At 36.8% G+C, this 17,984-nt stretch carries 16 protein-coding genes; 2 read left to right on the top strand and 14 right to left on the bottom strand.

Going from position 1 to position 17,984, the window contains the following annotated elements:
• Nucleotides 1–23 precede the first annotated feature (23 nt).
• Both comX and ACIP9G_RS19845 read right to left on the bottom strand, forming a co-directional pair.
• Nucleotides 24–182 carry a competence pheromone ComX gene (gene comX / locus ACIP9G_RS19850; protein ID WP_340821994.1) on the bottom strand — a complete coding sequence of 53 codons (159 nt, stop codon included), beginning with the start codon at nt 180–182 and terminating at the stop codon, nt 24–26.
• A gap of 11 nt (nt 183–193) precedes the next feature.
• Nucleotides 194–1,096 carry a polyprenyl synthetase family protein gene (locus ACIP9G_RS19845; protein WP_401021661.1) on the bottom strand — a complete coding sequence of 301 codons (903 nt, stop codon included), beginning with the start codon at nt 1,094–1,096 and terminating at the stop codon, nt 194–196.
• A gap of 370 nt (nt 1,097–1,466) precedes the next feature.
• Here ACIP9G_RS19845 and ACIP9G_RS19840 point away from each other — a divergent pair, with 370 nt between their 5' ends.
• Nucleotides 1,467–2,105, top strand: a complete 639-nt coding sequence (locus ACIP9G_RS19840; protein ID WP_401021660.1) for a hypothetical protein — start codon at nt 1,467–1,469, stop codon at nt 2,103–2,105.
• Nucleotides 2,106–2,405: 300 nt separating this feature from the next.
• Here ACIP9G_RS19840 and ACIP9G_RS19835 read toward each other — a convergent pair whose 3' ends face one another.
• From ACIP9G_RS19835 to putP, 12 genes are all read right to left on the bottom strand, one after another.
• Nucleotides 2,406–2,720 carry an antibiotic biosynthesis monooxygenase family protein gene (locus tag ACIP9G_RS19835; RefSeq protein ID WP_340821990.1) on the bottom strand — a complete coding sequence of 105 codons (315 nt, stop codon included), beginning with the start codon at nt 2,718–2,720 and terminating at the stop codon, nt 2,406–2,408.
• Nucleotide 2,721: 1 nt separating this feature from the next.
• The gene (locus ACIP9G_RS19830) at nt 2,722–3,729 is read right to left on the bottom strand and encodes a siderophore ABC transporter substrate-binding protein (RefSeq protein WP_401021658.1); all 1,008 of its coding nucleotides are present in this window, start codon (nt 3,727–3,729) and stop codon (nt 2,722–2,724) included.
• 58 nt (nt 3,730–3,787) lie between these two features.
• Nucleotides 3,788–4,549, bottom strand: coding sequence for an iron ABC transporter ATP-binding protein (locus tag ACIP9G_RS19825; RefSeq protein WP_401021656.1), 762 nt, complete (start codon nt 4,547–4,549; stop codon nt 3,788–3,790).
• Complete coding sequence (locus ACIP9G_RS19820) at nt 4,546–5,499, bottom strand: iron chelate uptake ABC transporter family permease subunit (protein ID WP_401021655.1); 954 nt, start codon at nt 5,497–5,499, stop codon at nt 4,546–4,548. The genes ACIP9G_RS19825 and ACIP9G_RS19820 overlap by 4 nt, the downstream gene beginning before the upstream one ends.
• A complete protein-coding gene (locus ACIP9G_RS19815; RefSeq protein ID WP_340821984.1) occupies nt 5,492–6,442 on the bottom strand; it encodes an ABC transporter permease in 951 nt (316 codons plus the stop codon). The genes ACIP9G_RS19820 and ACIP9G_RS19815 overlap by 8 nt, the downstream gene beginning before the upstream one ends.
• Before the next feature lie 284 nt (nt 6,443–6,726).
• Entirely contained in the window at nt 6,727–7,782 is a 1,056-nt protein-coding gene (locus tag ACIP9G_RS19810) for a YkvI family membrane protein (RefSeq protein ID WP_401021653.1), read from the bottom strand.
• A 73-nt stretch (nt 7,783–7,855) separates the two neighbouring features.
• Nucleotides 7,856–8,965 (bottom strand): o-succinylbenzoate synthase, encoded by a 1,110-nt coding sequence (gene menC / locus ACIP9G_RS19805; RefSeq protein ID WP_401021650.1) that lies wholly within the window; start codon nt 8,963–8,965, stop codon nt 7,856–7,858.
• Between the two features lie 21 nt (nt 8,966–8,986).
• Complete coding sequence (locus ACIP9G_RS19800) at nt 8,987–9,811, bottom strand: GNAT family N-acetyltransferase (RefSeq protein ID WP_401021648.1); 825 nt, start codon at nt 9,809–9,811, stop codon at nt 8,987–8,989.
• A gap of 15 nt (nt 9,812–9,826) precedes the next feature.
• Entirely contained in the window at nt 9,827–10,954 is a 1,128-nt protein-coding gene (locus ACIP9G_RS19795) for a M20 peptidase aminoacylase family protein (protein ID WP_401021647.1), read from the bottom strand.
• 665 nt (nt 10,955–11,619) lie between these two features.
• Nucleotides 11,620–13,107, bottom strand: coding sequence for a peptide MFS transporter (locus ACIP9G_RS19790; RefSeq protein ID WP_401021646.1), 1,488 nt, complete (start codon nt 13,105–13,107; stop codon nt 11,620–11,622).
• Nucleotides 13,108–13,484: 377 nt separating this feature from the next.
• Nucleotides 13,485–14,771: a GTPase HflX gene (gene hflX / locus ACIP9G_RS19785; RefSeq protein WP_401021644.1), complete on the bottom strand. Its 1,287-nt coding sequence runs from the start codon at nt 14,769–14,771 to the stop codon at nt 13,485–13,487.
• Between the two features lie 327 nt (nt 14,772–15,098).
• On the bottom strand, nt 15,099–16,589 hold the full coding sequence (gene putP, locus ACIP9G_RS19780; protein ID WP_401021643.1) for a sodium/proline symporter PutP: 1,491 nt from the start codon (nt 16,587–16,589) through the stop codon (nt 15,099–15,101).
• Between the two features lie 196 nt (nt 16,590–16,785).
• On the opposite strand from putP, the gene ACIP9G_RS19775 reads away from it, so the two are divergent.
• Nucleotides 16,786–17,946 carry a class I SAM-dependent methyltransferase gene (locus ACIP9G_RS19775; protein ID WP_401021641.1) on the top strand — a complete coding sequence of 387 codons (1,161 nt, stop codon included), beginning with the start codon at nt 16,786–16,788 and terminating at the stop codon, nt 17,944–17,946.
• The last annotated feature ends 38 nt before the right edge of the window (nt 17,947–17,984 follow it).

Genomic DNA, 17,984 nt, shown 5'->3' with positions numbered 1-17,984 from the left:
AAACCATTTTTGATTATATAAATTTAATTCCAAATAGGGTCTCTTAAGCATAGTACATCTTCGAATGAGTCAAGTATTGCCTGTTGTTCAATTGCTGAAATACCAATTAATGCAACTTTTTGTTCTTTTAACAGTGGTACTAGTGCTGGGTTTTCTTCTAGATACTGAATTACATTAATCATAAAATCTCTCCTCATTTCATTAGTTTTATTAGGTATTCTTTACCTAACTTGTTTATAGCAACTTTTTCAAGATTATTCAATGCTTTTATCTTATAGAGATTTTTAATTGCAACCGCATAACGTATTGCACCACTATTTGTCAACTCAAGTTCTGTAACATTATTATCCAAAAATGTAACTATATCTTTATTATAATAGTTTATCACAGTTTTTGATACACTATTTTTTTTTGCCATTAGATAAATAATAGGCAATGAATACTTTCTGTTTAAAAGATCATTTTTAGGTCCCCACGTTTTTAAATCTAGAATATCATTTTTAATTTGCTGGATAATACCTATGTATTTTCCGTACTCCTCTATTTCAGCAGTCACCTTCCCTTTTGCAAGTGCCTCACCAATGACGCAACTCATTGCTGTGAGTGACCCTGATTTTTGGTCAATCATTTGTAAGTAGGATTGCTCATCTCGACAAGTATTAAGTACATCTAACTGCTGACCACTAATACTGCGTAAAGCATATTGTTCAAGTAGACGAATGGCTATATCTTTATGTTCAAAAGAAGTGTCATGTATAGCTCTTGACGACATTACGAGCAAGGCAAGTGCAGCATTTAAAGAAAGTTCAGGTGTTTTACTCCAAATATAGTCTGTATCCTTATCCTGTAAATCATCAATAATATCATAGGACAAAATTAGAAGTTCAATAGCTGCAGCAACTTTATATATATCTTCATTCAAACAATCAACAAATGCTTCATAATGCCAAAAACAGAGTTTACCAAATGAATAGCCTATTACTTTCTTTTCTGCTTTAAAACTTTTAAGCATTGACTTTAGTTCATTACCAAGCATCAAATCATGTTCAATCAGACTGTCTAATGAATCATTAATACGTCCATCTATATCACCCAATAGTCCTCTACTCCCCTAAATATATTGTTAAATATTATACATATTAATGGGAATTAATTCTAGTATTTATATGTTAAATGAATCACTCACATCTTCTATTAATCACTATTATAAATACATAAATACCGCCAAAAATTGGCGGTATTCATAGAAAGCACGCCATTTTTTTGCTAAGAAATAGTAAAAAAATGGCGGTGTCACAAAAGCGACCGCCAGTTTTTGGCGTTAACTGACCATTGAAATGGCGTCCTGACTGATGTTACGCTTAAGATAAGTAAAATTCATTAGTATTGTATGTGACTCGATTTGCAATTTAAACCGTATGATAAGTTCTCTATAATATATTCTCCAACATTAAGGAGTGATTGAAATGACTAATGGAGTAAATGACAACGTGTTAATACTTACAGAAACTTTTTCCTGTACAATTTCTGTCTCTGCAGAAGAAATTACGATTAAAAAACCTTCTAATGAACAACAATCTATTGAACAATTAATCATTCAAGCTGAACAACGTGCTTATCAAGAAGCTTTAGCAGAGTTTAAACATAAGTCTTCTATTTCTAATTTCATTTGTGATATTCCTGGATTTGAAGATACTTTTCAGCAAAAACTAGACACGTATATGGCGCAGCATGACATTGTAAAAGTACCAGAAAAGGATTTACCATTATTGTCTTTAGTGAGCCCTTTTACATCTGGTTTGAATATCCATACACCGATGCTCTATAAAACTTCACAATACTGCATTGTTTATGCTAGAGGAACGCAGAATGGTCAAAACAGCAGTAACGTTGTTGAAATAAGCAGCTTTACAGACTCTCCAACCGATTTCAAAAATATTGATTATAATACCTCTTCAAAAATGGTTAATACAGTTACAGTGGAAAATGACGCCTATCAGTACTACCCAACCAATATTACAGGATTATTCATTAATAATAGCGGCATCTCCTTCAACATTAACTCAGCCTTTAATATTTGGAGCAAAGCTTCCCTTAAACATTAAGCAGATATTTAACGTTATGCACAGCTTTATGTGCTACTAAATTTATATAAAATTTATTGTTTACCTCAAAATTCACCCTTCTATATGTGGCGAGGTGTGGCGCAATTTAACTAAAAACTCCTTGCCTTCCGTGCCTTTCACACCCTAAAACGATTCCCAACAAATATAGTTAGACTTCTAACAAATTGACTATCTCCTAAGTTAATTCCTTGCTATTCACACCTATAGAGCATTTTTTAAGAAGTTAGATAACAAAAAAAAGAGGTGCCACAATTTACTTGTGAGACACCTCTAATTTTATTAACCTTTTACATAGTAAACATCTTGTCCGCTTTCGATGATATAGTCAGGTTTAGGCTTACCAGCATTTGCTTTATGACCAGCAATATGCTCAGGACTCTTCTCCCAATTTTTCCATGCTTCTTCTGATTCCCAACGAACCATAATTAGCACTTCTTCATCACCACGGCGTACTTTTTTTACAAGTACTTGTTTATCGATATAACCCGGTTGCTGTTCAAGTAATGATGGACCGTCTTTTTTAGCTCCAAATCGTTCAACAACCTTATCTCCGTTACCCTCTGTTACGACCATACGTTTAATTTGTACAAACATATTAGTTAAACGCCTTTAAAATATCATCAGCTTTTGCAGTTTCTGATTGTAAACCGCCACCTGATAGGTACCAATATTCTGGATCAAGGTAATAAATTTTGCCGTTTTTAGCAGCGTTAGTAGCACCAACGATTTCGTTTTCAATAGCAGCTTTCGTACCAGACTCACCTTCTGGGTTAACAGCAGCGTCACGGTCAACTACGAATAAAATATCTGGGTTTGTGTCACGTACATATTCGAATGAAGCGTTAGCACCATGTGTAGAAGCTTCAATTTTGTCATCAGCAGCTTTTACGCCAAATACGTCATGAATAACACCGAAACGTGAACCAGGACCATATGCAGATAATGAACCTTCATTACCTAAAACGATTAATGCTTTGTCTTCAGATGTAGCAGTTTTTGCTTTAAGATCTTCTACTTTTGCTTCATATGCAGCAAATGCATCAGCAGCTTCTTTTTCTTTACCGAAAATTTTACCAGCTAATTCAGTGTTCATTTTAAACGATTCCATGAAATTATTGTTATCTACACCAACGAATACAGTTGGCGCAATTTTAGATAATTCTGCGTATGCAGCCGCTTGACGACCTGAGATGAAAATGATGTCTGGGCTCATAGAAGAGATTGCTTCAAAATCAGGCTCTTTTAAAGACCCAACATTTACGTAAGTTGTGTCAGCATATTTGCTTAAATAACTTGGTACTGATTTTTGAGAAACACCTGCAACTTCAACGCCTAAAGCATCTAAAGTATCAAGGAAACCATAGTCAAATACGACAACATTTTTTGGTTGTTCTTTTAATGTCACTTCTTCAAAAGTATTTTCACCAGAAGTACTTCCTGGGATTGTAATTGGGTAAGCAGAAGCAGCTTCATTTTGCTCTTCAGCAGGCTTATTATCCGTTGAACCTTTATCATCTTCTTTTGATTCTTCTTTAGAACCACAAGCAGCTAATACTAAAAGCATCATTGCCATTAATACAGTAAGTAATTTCCAATTCTTCATTGTGAAATCTCCTTTAATTGTTTTTATATTTTTAGATAGTAATGACTATCTATTGTTACTAAGAGTTAAAATACACACAAATGCGACAACCATTTTGCTCTTGTACAGGGATATCCATATCATAGATTTCCTTTAACGCATCTGAGTTAATAATGTCATTCGTTGGACCATCTTTTACAACGCGTCCATTTTTTAAAGCGACGATATGATCAGAATATACGGAAGCAAAGTTAATATCATGTAAAACAATGACAACCGTTTTTCCTAGCTCATCGACCAACTTGCGCAATATTTTCATGATTTGCACGGAATGCTTCATGTCTAAATTATTAAGTGGCTCATCAAGTAGAATGTAGTCTGTATCTTGCGCAATGACCATTGCAATAAATGCCCGTTGTCGCTGACCACCTGATAATTCATCTAAATAATTATGCTGAATATCAGCTAAATTCATATATTGTATTGCCTCATCTACTTTTTGCTCATCCTCTGGTTTTAAGTTCCCTTTTGAATAAGGAAAACGACCAAATGAAACGAGTTCACGTATTGTTAGGCGTACATTCATGTAGTTTGACTGCTTTAAAATCGATACACGCTTTGCAAAGTCATCAGATTTCCAGCGTCGCACATCTGACTTATCGAGTAGTACTTCCCCAGTGTCTGCATTAAGTAAACGGCTTACCATTGAAAGCAGGGTTGATTTACCTGCACCATTCGGTCCAATAAAGGACGTAATTTTACCTGGCGCAACGTCTACACTAACATCTTGAATGACCGGCTTTTTCCCAAAAAACTTAGAAATTTCTTTAACTTGGATCATCCTGCTGACCTACTTTCCTTCAATAATAGGTAGATGAAGTACACGCCACCTACAAAGTTTATAATAACGCTTAGTGTTGTATCGAAGTTGAAAATACGCTCGACCATCCACTGACCACCGACTAAAGCAACAATACTCATTACACAAGAGCCTGCAATTAATACAGAATGCTTGTACGTCTTGAAAAACTGATACGATAAATTCGCTACGATTAAGCCAAAGAATGTAATTGGCCCAACAAGAGCTGTAGATACGGCGATTAATATCGAAGATAATATGAGCATGCGTTGTACAAGCTTATCATAAGGTACCCCTAGGTTTATTGCTGTATCGCGACCCAGTGACATTACATCAAGTTGACTCATATGACGCCAACCGTAAATAAATGTACCAACAATAACAAGACCTGCTAACCATACTAAATCTGAATTCACATTATTAAAGCTTGCAAACATTTTACTTTGTAAGCTTAGGAATTCATTAGGATCAATTAATACTTGGAAGAACGTAGTGACGCTTCCTAAAAATGTTCCGACAATCATACCGACAAGCAGTAGAAAGTAAATCGGACGTTTACCTTCTTTGAACAATACTCGATAAAATATTAACGCGAAAACAACCATTGCTGAAACAGCTAGTAAAAAATTGTAATGCGCATTAATAACAAATATTGACATCGAGCCAAAGAAGTAATAGATAATTGTTTGCACCATCATGTACAAAGCATCAAGCCCCATAACACTTGGTGTTAAAATACGATTATGTGTAATTGTTTGGAAAACCACCGTTGAATACGCAATAGCGATTCCCGTTAATGCCATCGCCACCACTTTAATGAGACGACGTGGGAATGCATAACTGTAGTTCCCATTTAATTCATAAAAGACGTACAGTAACATAGCGGCTACTGCTAGTCCGATTAATATCAACATTTTGGTACGGTTACGCATATGCTCTCCCCCTAAATAACATAATTAGAAAGATTGCACTTCCGATGACGCCGACCGTCATACTAATCGGAATTTCATAAGGGAAAATTAACACGCGCCCTAAAATATCACATAATAATAGGAACGACATACCGAGTAAAGCCGTGTGTGGTAATGTCTTTGCGAGGTTATCCCCTTTGAATAGCGATATAATATTTGGAATAATTAAACCAAGAAACGGAATCACACCCACTGTTAGTACCACCGTAGTTGTCACTAGTGCTACTAACACTAAACCTAAATTCACAACGAATTTGTAGGAAAGACCAAGGTTTTTTGCAAAATCCTCACCCATTCCAGCCACTGTGAAACGGTTTGCATAAATGTAAGCTAAAATTAGAACAGGTACACTTATGTATAAAAGCTCATAACGACCTTTCATTATCAATGAGAAATCTCCTTGTAACCATGCAGCAATGTTTTGGATAATATCAGCCTTATACGCAAAGAATGTTGTAATCGAAGACAGGATATTTCCGAACATTAAGCCAATAAGCGGTATAAAAATCGCATCTTTGAACTTTATTCGATTTAATATTTGCATAAACATTAAAGTGCCGGCTAAAGCAAATATGAAAGCGAAGGAAATTTTTTGAAAGTACGTGACGTTTGTAAAAAACATCATTGAAATTAGCACACCTAATTTCGTAGCATCTAAAGTTCCTGCTGTAGTTGGTGACACGAACTTATTCCTACTTAAGCTTTGCATAATTAAACCAGCAATACTCATACCTGCACCTGCTAACAATATTGCTACAAGTCTTGGTACACGACTAATTAAAAATAGTCTAGTTTCTTCTGATCCGAAGTCCAATAAGTCACTTGGCTTAATATTTACTACGCCAATGAATAGTGACACAAAAGACAACACAACAGTTGCTGTTAAAAGATATCTTATTTTCATTGTAATCCCCGGTAGATTCATTATTGAGTGTAATTAATAATCAGCTGAAAATGATTATCATTACTCACGATTCTCATTATAAGCATCTTTTTATTATCAGTCAACCTTCTATTGAGAATTGTTCTCGCTTTATTCGGAAATACTTAAAAACTATGATTTTTCAACAAAAACACCGACAAAATAAGATATTTTTCATTCAACAATAGTGCACTATTTCCTCGGAATTTCTATTAAAATAAAAAGGTAATTGAGAATGGCATAACTTGCCCTTCTCAATCACCTCATTAAGCTACTCTTCTTATTCCTCGTAGCCATGCAAAAATTATGGACGCTACTAAAATAAAGCCTACATAGCCCATTACTGAATATAATTTCGATACGAGTGTTGTAAAGCCCACTAGGCTAGCAAAAAAACCTAGAACGCCCATAAAAATAACAGCAGCCTTAAAGCTTGGCTTTGTTGGTTTAAAAAATCGCACCGTAAAAGAATAAAACATTCCTACTGCCGTATTGTAAATCATTCCTAATAACGAAAATGACATTAATAAACCTACTATTGGATGAATTTCATTTGCTAATGCGAGCATTGGAATATCCATTCCAGCAATAACGTTCATTTTAGCAAGAAGTGAAAAATGAATAAGTAAAATGAGTGCGCCTAATAATAGTCCCCCGATAATTCCACCCATGCCTGCAATTCGTTCATTACGAATAGCGCCACACATCACCGTGAGAAGAGAGAAGCATACGCCAATATTAAAAGACATATATAGCAAAGCCGTTATCCACCAGCTTTTGGAAGATGTTTGTAATTGTTGTTCAGCTATAACTGCTTGCTCTGCAAATGATAGATCCATCGTAGCTATTGAATAGACCGCAATAATCGTTACAACAGCTAACAAATAAGGCGTCGCAATGGCAATAATATTAATAATACTTTTTACATTCATCATAACCGTCATCATGGTGAGGACAATCATACAAATACTTCCTAGCCATACTGGTAGTCCAAACATTTGCTCGAAGGTAGCACCTGCTCCTGCAAACATAATAACTGACACACCAAACAAAAAAAGTGATAGAATAAAGTCCATTATAAAGCCTATAGTTTTACCTGAAATTTGATAAATCAAATCCTTATGGGACGTTGTCCGCAGCCTTGAACTAATTTGTGCTGTACACATTCCTACAAAGGCAAACCAGAGTGTCGCTAAAAGTGCGCCTAATATCCCCTTATTGCCATAACTCGTGAAATACTGAATGATTTCTTGCCCTGATGCAAATCCTGCACCGACGATAATTCCTACATAAGCCCCGCCGATTTGCAAGCTCTTTTTCAATCACTTCTCTCCTCGACTATTTATCCCGTACTGACAAACAGAAGGAGGAAAAGGCAGCCTCCATCTGTTAAAGTTATTCTGTATAGACTTTCTTGCTAATTGTTAATTTATCAATGACAGCCATATTTGGCTTATAGCCTATGCCGACGGTCTGAGGCACACGAATAACACCATCTTCTACTACGACCTCAGGCATAATAATATCCTCATACCAATAATGGCTTGACCCTGCTGTATCACCAGGTAATATAAAATTGGAGAGTGCTGTTAATGCGATATTATGCGCTCGTCCGATTCCCGCTTCCAACATGCCACCACACCAAACAGGAATATCATGCTCTTGACAATAGTCATGAATTTTCTTAGCCTCTGTTAAACCACCTACACGCCCAATTTTTATATTAATGACACCACAGCTACCTAGCTCAATCGCTTTACGGGCATCTTCAAGTGATGTAATACTTTCATCTAAACATATTGGTGTTTTCAACTGCTTTTGAAGCTTAGCATGATCTATAATGTCGTCAGCTGCAAGTGGTTGCTCAATCATTAGAAGGTTAAATGCATCTAACTGCTGTAGCACTTTTATATCTTTTAATGAATACGCTGAGTTTGCATCTGCCATTAATGGCAAATCAGGAAATGTAGCACGGATAGCTCGAATTACTTCGACATCGTACCCAGGTTTTATTTTTACCTTTACTCGCTTATAACCCTTTTCTACATAGACCTTAATCACATCTAAAAGTTTTTCAGTGCTAGTTTGAATTCCTAAACTGATTCCTACATCAATATAATCTTTGCTTCCACCTAACGCATGGGCAAGGGACTGTTTCGTTTGCTGTGCATAAATATCCCACACAGCCCCTTCAATAGATGCTTTGGCCATACAATTACGCCGTATAGGAGCAAACAAGGCACTAACCTCATCTGGATGTACCAGCTCTTTATGTAGCAAGGCAGGCATTAAAAAGTCCTCTAACATATGCCATGTCGTCTTTAATGTCTCCTCTGTGTACCATGGTGCTACAAAAGCAACTGTCTCTCCCCAACCAATCGTTCCTGTCGCATCCTTCGCCTCTAAAAGCAATAGCTCTTTTTCACTAACAGTCCCAAAACTTGTTGTGAATGGTGCCTTCATAGGCATTTTTAAATGTCTTATTGTAATTTCTTCTATTCTCACAAAATTCACTCCTTAGCTCTATTATAAAGCCAATAAAGAGCGTCTGACTAACAGGTAAAAATGAATATATTCTTTTTCCTTTTTCACCCGAACAATTGCATATTCTTGATCAAAAAAGGTCGTTAATATTGTACGAATTTTATAACGCCAGTCCTCTGCCAATTTCGGACTTTCCACTTTCATCTTTTGTAAATACTGTGGAATTGGAAGTAAATAAGCATCCTTATAAAATCTTTGGTTACTTTGAAATTCACTATCTTTATCGAGCACTGGTAATCCATCAACCGTCAATGACCACGGCACTACTTGTTCTGCCGCTTCTTCTAGCTCATCCAAACTATCGTCTGCATGCTTACGCTCAACCCACCACTCTACTGCAATGCGGTCAGAGGGCAGTCCATCATTAAAATCATCTTGCAACGGACCGTAATAATCTATTTCATACTGATTGCTATATGCATCTAGCTTTAAAAACGATAAATTTGCCAAACGCGCTTCTAATGGATCAATTAGCCAACGGACAAGCTGAAACCCATTCTCCCGCGCATATTCTTGCTGGGCATGCTTCAATAACTCTCCTACACCTTGTTCACGATATGTTTTTTCGACGCCAATCATGTGTGAGTGTAGATACATTTTTCCTTCGCGGTAACCTACAAAGCAGTAATTAAAACCAATTAGTCGACCTTCAAAATACGCACCAAGCAATAATCCGCCATTTTGAACAGCCGCTAGCATTTGATGTGAGGGGATTGCCTGACTCCCCCAAATTTCAACATTTAAGAATTGCACCTCAGCAATTTCCTCAGGTGTCATCATTTTTTTAATAGAAACGTTTTCTAACATTTTCTGATGCCTCCTTTATGTTTCGAGTTCTAATGCTCCTAATACAGCGTTTGCAAGAATTTCAACTCCAGTTACAAGTCTTGCCTGCTTAAATTTCATTTTCGGATGGTGTAGTCCTGGTGTTAATCCACAGCCTAGTCCAAGCATCGTCGTTTTTAAATGCGGACGTTGAACTGCATAATAGTGAAAATCTTCTCCTCCTGGTGTATGCACAGGCTTTCGTAAATTAGATAACCCCGCTGCCTTTACAATGGCTTGCTCCATAACATATTGAGCAGTTGTGTCTACCTCCGCTGCCACAATATTAGCAACTGTACGCAACTCAATTTGCACTTTATGCAAAATTTTTGAAGAATCGATTACACGTTTAACACCTTGAGCGAGTGTATCCATTACATCATTACGTTGTGCTCTTATATCAATCGTGAAGGCTGCTCTTCCTGGAATAATATTACCTGACCCACCTCCAGCTTGAAATTTTGTCATCTTAACGGATACAGGTACCATAGGATCTGTATGTATGGTTCGCAAATCTTCTATAATTGTTGCACCTACTTCTATTGCATTTACACCAAGATGTGGTCTTGCCGCATGTGCATCCTCACCGATGATTTCACCTTCGAGTAAACGAGATGCTCCATGATACAAAGCTGCACAATATGTGCCGTCCTCAAGCTCGTGTACTGGTCTTAAATGGACTCCAAATAAATAATCTAAATCATCAATAATGCCCTCTTTTAGAACGGCTAATGCACCTGTTCCTTTTTCTTCAGCCGGTTGGAAAATAACACGAATTGTGCCTTTGTATGATTGAGACTGCTCTTTCAAAAGTAAAAGAGCACCGATTGCCATAGTCATATGTCCGTCATGTCCACAAGAATGATTTGCTTTAAACTCACCATCTACTTCTTGCCATAATGCATCTATATCCGTACGTAAACCTACTTTTGGGTTTCCATCACCAATATCAACATACAGCCCTGTGCTATTTTTAAAGCGTTGTGGTGAAAATCCTTCACGTGTCAGCAAATCAAAAATATAATTTGTTGTTTCTACCTCTTGCCAGCTTATTTCTGGATTCGCATGTAAATACGTGAAAATCTCCATTAATCTAGGCCTCAAACGATCCAATGCTTCTTTCATGACAACCAACCCCTTAAAAATGTTACTAGTAAGATTATTATAACTAAAAACAGCCCTATTCGACAGAAAATTAAATTATCTTCTAGCTAATAGACTACACAAGAGACAAAAAAGATGCAGGGACATTACCCTAAAGTTTTAAAAGCAAGGCAAAGGTTTATGTAAATTTGCTATTTATTATGAAACTTAGCTGCCTTTCTTTTGCAATAGATAAAATTTAGCAGATAATAATAGTTGATGGTAGCGAAGGCGGTGACTCCTGCGGGAACGCACGCATAGTAAGACGCAACAGACCGCGCGTTAGCGAGGGTTGCGGCTTACGTGTGTGCCCGCGGAAAGCACCGCCGTAGCGGACATCAACGGCATTGCCAAAAGGGTTGGATTGTTGGCATTTTCCCGCTATGCAAAATGGATGAAGCCTTAGCTATTCTTACTTTTGCAATAAAAAATTTGAAGAATGCACTAGTTGATGGTAGCGAAGGCGGTGACTCCTGCGGGAACGTACGCAGCGTAAGACGCAACAAGCCGCGCGTTAGCGAGGGTTGCGGCTTACGTGTGTGCCCGCGGAAAGCAACCGCCGTAGCGGACATCAACGGCATAGCAAAAAAAGTGTTAGATTGACCGCAGTCAATCTAACACTTTTTCCTTTTCTCTAGCCTCTTTAACTAATTAATACCACGCATCGCTTTAGAAATAATAGGTGAAAGTACTAATAAGAGTATGCCAATAACAATTGACAATGATCCTAAGAATCCGAAATACGTGAATTCGCTTACAACTTCGTATACCTTTACTAGCTGAGCGTTAATCGCTTGAGCCGCAGCACTCGTTAAGAACCATAGTGACATTGTTTGTGCAGCAAAAGCTTGTGGAGCTAATTTCGTTGTTGCAGACAGACCTACTGGAGACAATAATAATTCCCCAACTACAACTAAGAAGAATGATAATACTAACCACAATGGACTTACTAAAGCTTGTCCATCTGAAAGATGTGCAGGAATCATCATTACTAAAAATGATAGTCCGGCAAAGAATAGTGAATAAGAAAACTTACGTGGTGTCGATGGTTGCTTATCGCCCCATTTTAACCATAGCATCGCAAATAATGGAGACATGGTAATAACGAATAATGGGTTTAGCGATTGGAACCAAGACGATTCAAGACGAAAACCACCTATATTTAATTGTGTACGCTCATCCGCATATGTTGCTAAAATTGTTGCACCTTGTTCTTGAATAGCCCAGAACATAACTGCTGCTAAAAACAATGGTATATATGCAAGAAGGCGAGATTTCTCATCTTTTGTTGTTTTCTTACTGCGATACATATAAATAAAGAACGCTGCTGGTATTAACACACCAAGAGCAGTAATAATTAAGCTAAAGACATCCATTGTTAGTACACCAGTTTTAATACCAATGCCACCTAAAACAATAATGATTAATGCTACAATACCAAATTGCGTAAAGACTTTTTTACGTTCCTCTGGTTTTAACGGGTTATTTACTTGTAAGCCCGCTAAGCCTAAATATTTTTTCTCTGTTACTTTAAAAACAATTAATCCGATTAGCATACCAACCGCTGCTAAACTGAAGCCTAAATGGAAACTATACTTTTGTCCAATTGTTCCGACAATAAACGGCGCAATGAATGCACCCATATTAATACCCATATAGAAAATCGAGAATCCTGCATCACGACGGCTATCTGTTTCAGCATAAATATCCCCTACAATACTTGAGACATTCGGTTTTAATAAACCAGTACCGATAACAATAAACGCCATTGAAGCAAATAACATTGTTACACCGCCAGGGAATGCTAGCAGTAAGTGACCGATCATAATTAACACGCCACCATAAAAAATCGTTTTACGTGTCCCTAAAAGTCGATCGGCTATCCAGCCACCAATAATACCTGACATATAAACAAGCGAACCATAAATAGCCATAATTGAATTCGCTGTACCGCGATCAAGACCTAATCCACCTTCATTTAATTCATAATACATGAAGAAGATTAGAATCGCTCGCATACCGTAGTATGAAAAACGCTCCCAAAATTCTGTGAAAAATAATGTAAAGAGCCCTCTAGGGTGTCCGACAAATCCATTTTGAGGGACAGATTTTACAATTTCATCTTTAGTAGACATACAATTTCCTCTCCCACTTTCATTATTCCTTAAAAATATTGTTCCCCATTGATAAGGATAAAAAACTATGTTTCATCATACTAAAGCGTTTTTATTACTTTCGCAAGAGTTTTAAAAAATGTTGAAAATTTGTCATTTTTCTTTATATTCAGACTCATTAAACAATATTTTATTAAATATATTGAAATATCTACGTTTTCTCACTCTTCCCTATCCACTAAAAAATAGTATTTAATTTAAAGTTAGAAAATAGTAAATATACAGATATTTAAACAAATAAAAAATCAACAGCCATGATTGCTGTTGATTTTTCAAACAATGCTATTCAAATTGACTACCGTAACTGCAATCCAATCCGCGCATTGATTATCTTATTGCTATTTAACAACGAATTGTTGATATTTTGCGTAATCCGCTTCTTTTACTTCAATCTTAAGTAATGTGCCATTTTCTTCATATGCCGTTTCATAAATCGTTGCATTTTCATTTAAATAAGAAACTACATTGCCCTGCTCATATGGTATAAGCATTTTACATGTGACATAATCAGAAAAAATGTGCTGTCGTATAATTTGTAATAGTTCATCTAAACCATTACCCTGCTTTGCAGAAATCCAAATATTATCTCCACTAATGACAGGATACGGAACATTTGCTAAGTCTGCTTTGTTATAAACATATATAGTAGGGATTCCCTCAACGCCAACTGCCTTTAACGTTTCGTTTGTAACATCCATCATAAAACCATGCTCTGCATTTGAGACATCTACAACATGAAGCAATAGATCAGCATCACGTGCTTCTTCTAGTGTCGAGCGAAACGCCTTCACTAGATGATGCGGCAATTTACTAACAAAGCCGACTGTATCTGTTAATAAAAATGACTTCTTATCATGTAATTCAATATAACGGACAGACGTTTCAAGTGTCGCAAACAGCATATCCTTTTCAAATACTTGTTTGTGATCTTCTTGACCAATTTTAGCGAGTAGTTGGTTCATAATTGTCGATTTGCCGGCATTCGTATAACCTACAATAGACACAACAGGTACGGCATTTTTCCGACGTTGTTTTCGTTGCGTCTCTCGCTGCTCTTTCACTTGCTCTAACTCTTTTTTGATTTTTGAAATCTGATCTTCAATTTTACGACGATCTAGCTCAAGTTTCGTTTCACCAGCTCCACGGTTTTTAAAACCGCCTCCAGTACCTCCGCCTTGTCGGCTTAACGAAGCATGCAAGCCGACTAAACGAGGAAGCATATATTGAAGTTGCGCCAACTCTACCTGCATTTGCGCTTCACGTGTTTTTGCACGGCGCCCAAAAATATCTAAAATCAACATCGTTCGATCAATTACTTTCGTCTCTAAATCACGCTCTAAATTACGAATTTGGGAAGGTGATAATTCATCATTAAAAATCACCAGATTGGCTTGCGCTTCTTCAAAAAAGCTTTTTATCTCTTCGATTTTACCTGTTCCAACATAATGTGAAGGTGTGACACGCTCTAAATTTTGTGTAACAACACCTAAGACTTCCACATTTAATGCTTCAGCTAAATTTGTTAACTCTTCCATAGAATACTCAAAATGCTTATCATTACGTAAATTTACGCCAACAAGAATAGCTTTTTCTAGTAAAACATCTACTTCTTTCAATTTTTCCACTCACAATCCTCCCACCAACGCCTTGGTGACGCTACAGCAAATTTTCTCCATCTTACCATATAATGCCCGAATCTGTGTCTTTTAGTCGCGTTCTTTTAATTCCACCAAAGCGCTATTTATTTAATAAAATTACTATAGCGTTGAGTTTTAATTACTAAAAACAAATGCGCCCTAAAATTGGGCGCATGCGAACTGTAGATAAACTCTTTTAATTTTCTTAACCTATTATAATGAATAAATCTACATGAAACTTTTCCACAATATTTTACGGGCTTAACCTGCATTATATAAGAAACGAACAATATTCACTCTTTAAAGTATTGTTCATCATTTCCCTCGTTCTTCTTTTAACAATGATACGCTACGATTGAATTCATCTTCAATCTCTTCATTTCTTTTATATGTCATCATACTAACAATAACGGCTACTACTAAACAAACTAGGAAGCCTGGTACAATTTCGTAAAGAGCCATTGAAAGCGATTCTATTTTTCCCCAAACAAAAGCTGTTAATGCACCCAACACCATCCCACTCAACGCTCCGTAATTCGTCAATCTCTTCCAATATAATGATAATAAAATAATTGGTCCAAACGCAGCTCCAAAGCCAGCCCAAGCAAAACCTACTAAATTCAAAATAGAATTATCAGGGTTCCAAGCTAAAATTGCTGCAATAATTGCTACTACTAATACGGCCATTCGACCAATAAAAACATAATGTTTATCGGTAGCTGTTTTATTAAACAACGCTTTGTATATATCCTCCACAAGTGCTGAAGAAGTGACAATTAATTGCGATGAGATTGTACTCATAATTGCCGCTAAAATAGCTGCTAACATAATACCTGCAATAAATGGATGGAACAAAATTTGGCCAAGTACAATAAACACCGTTTCAGCGTCCTTTAATTCGCCAGCATTTTGCTGGTAGTATGCAACGCCTACTAATGCGGTTGCAAGTGCACCAGCAAGACTTAAAATCATCCATCCAATACCAATACGGCGAGCCTGTTTTGTCTCCTTCACAGAACTAATCGCCATAAAACGTACGATAATATGTGGTTGCCCAAAGTATCCTAATCCCCACGCAAGTGAAGAAATAATCGCGGCAGCAGTTGCTGTCGCAGGTAATAGACTTAAATGCTCTGGGTTAACCGCCTTAATGGACTCTACTGTTTCACTAAGTCCACCAGTTAAAAATACCCCGAATAACGGTACTGTTATAAGTGCTAAAAACATAATTAATCCTTGCAAAAAGTCTGTATAACTCACCGCTAAAAATCCACCAAACAATGTATAGGCAACAACTACGCCTGATACTATTAATAAACCTGTATGGTATTCATAGCCAAATGAACTATCAAAAAACTTGCCTCCAGCTACCATTCCTGAAGATACATAGAATGTAAAAAATATAAGTATGATTAGCCCAGAAGCAATTCGTATTAATTTCGTATTATCACGTAATCGATTATCCAAATAACTTGGAATTGTAATAGAGTCATTTGAAACTTGCGTATAAACTCGTAATCTCGGTGCGACAAACATCCAATTTAAATAGGCACCGATTGTTAACCCAATTGCAATCCACGCCTCTACAAGTCCTGATACATAAATCGCACCTGGCAACCCCATTAAAAGCCAACCAGACATATCCGCAGCACCCGCACTAAGGGCTGTAACAGCAGGTCCTAACGAGCGTCCCCCTAGCATGTAATCCGTTAAATTTGAAGTTTTTACAAATGCATACCATCCGATTCCTAGCATTGTAATCATATAAATAATAATAGCGATTAGCTGATAAGTGTTGTCCGACATAAGTCTTCCTCCTATCCACAATTATTCTTTACCTTCAAAAAACTTTTCACTATAAATATACCGTAAAAATTATTAAAAATAAAATCGTTTATCTGAATATTCGATATACTGATTGTTTAAAATTGAAAACAACAATGAATTAATAAAATTGTGTTACACTAATGCCATCTATTACACAACGAAGAAGGCGAAATAAATGACATTTGAAGAAATGAAAGCACAGCTACAAGAGCAATTTTCACAACAACAACTCGTTGCAGCTACAATCAGTCAACCTCGTATGAAGTCTAATGAAGTAAAGCGTATTAAACTAAAGCCCATCATGCTGAAAGATGCTTATCATATACAAATTGAATACCAATATGAACGTATTTTAAAACATGAGAACGTCATACTAGCTGATTTCCTTCCTAAGCTCGAACTGTTTTTTGCTGACTTCCGTCAAGCACATATCGATTTTATTGACGAAAAAGTACAGGTGCAACTATCGAAAAAGAACAAAGTATTATGGAAGTCTGATAAAGTAGCTACACCAAAGGAAGTAAACTTATCACATAACCGCAAGAAAAACTATTTACTTGATGAGTCCACCCCCTACCCTTTTTTAATTCGCTTAGGTGTACAAAGTGAAGAAGGAAAAGTAAAAAAACAAAAATACGATAAATTCAAGCAAATTAATCGCTTCATTGAATTTATCGACGATGCCTTAGCCCATTTGCCAAAAGATCGCCAAGTGCGAATTTTAGATTTTGGTTCAGGGAAATCCTATTTAACGTTTGCCTTGTATCATTACTTAAAAATTGAAAAAGGTTTGGATATTCGTGTCACTGGCTTAGATTTGAAAAAAGAGGTTATCGAGGAATGCTCACGTATTGCACAGGATTTAGGCTACGAGCAACTTGAATTTTTAGTTGGGGATATTAATGACTATAATGATGAATCAAATGTAGACATGGTAGTGACTCTCCATGCCTGTGATGTTGCAACAGATATGGCATTATCACGCGCAGTGAAATGGGGAGCAAGTGTTATTTTAAGCGTGCCATGTTGCCAGCATGAGCTAAACCGTCAACTTGATACACCCGCACTCGACATCATGCTACAGCACGGTCTTGTCCGCGAACGCTTTGCTGCATTGGCTACCGATTCGATTCGCGCAGAGATTTTATCGCTTGTTGGCTATGAAGCACAATTATTGGAATTTATCGACATGGAGAACACACCGAAAAATATTTTAATTCGAGCGTATTATACTGGTAAAAAGCCAAGTGCACAGCAACGTGCTAAGTACGACGCTTTTGTCACACTGTTGAATGCGAAGCCATTTTTGGCAAATGAATTAACATCTTATTTATAAACTATGAGAACCCGAGGCGCATTATGTGCCTCGGGTTC

Source organism: Lysinibacillus sp. NPDC093197 (assembly GCF_044754025.1).
Taxonomy (GTDB): Bacteria; Bacillota; Bacilli; order Bacillales_A; family Planococcaceae; genus Lysinibacillus.
This window is presented reverse-complemented; position numbering and strand designations above follow the sequence as displayed.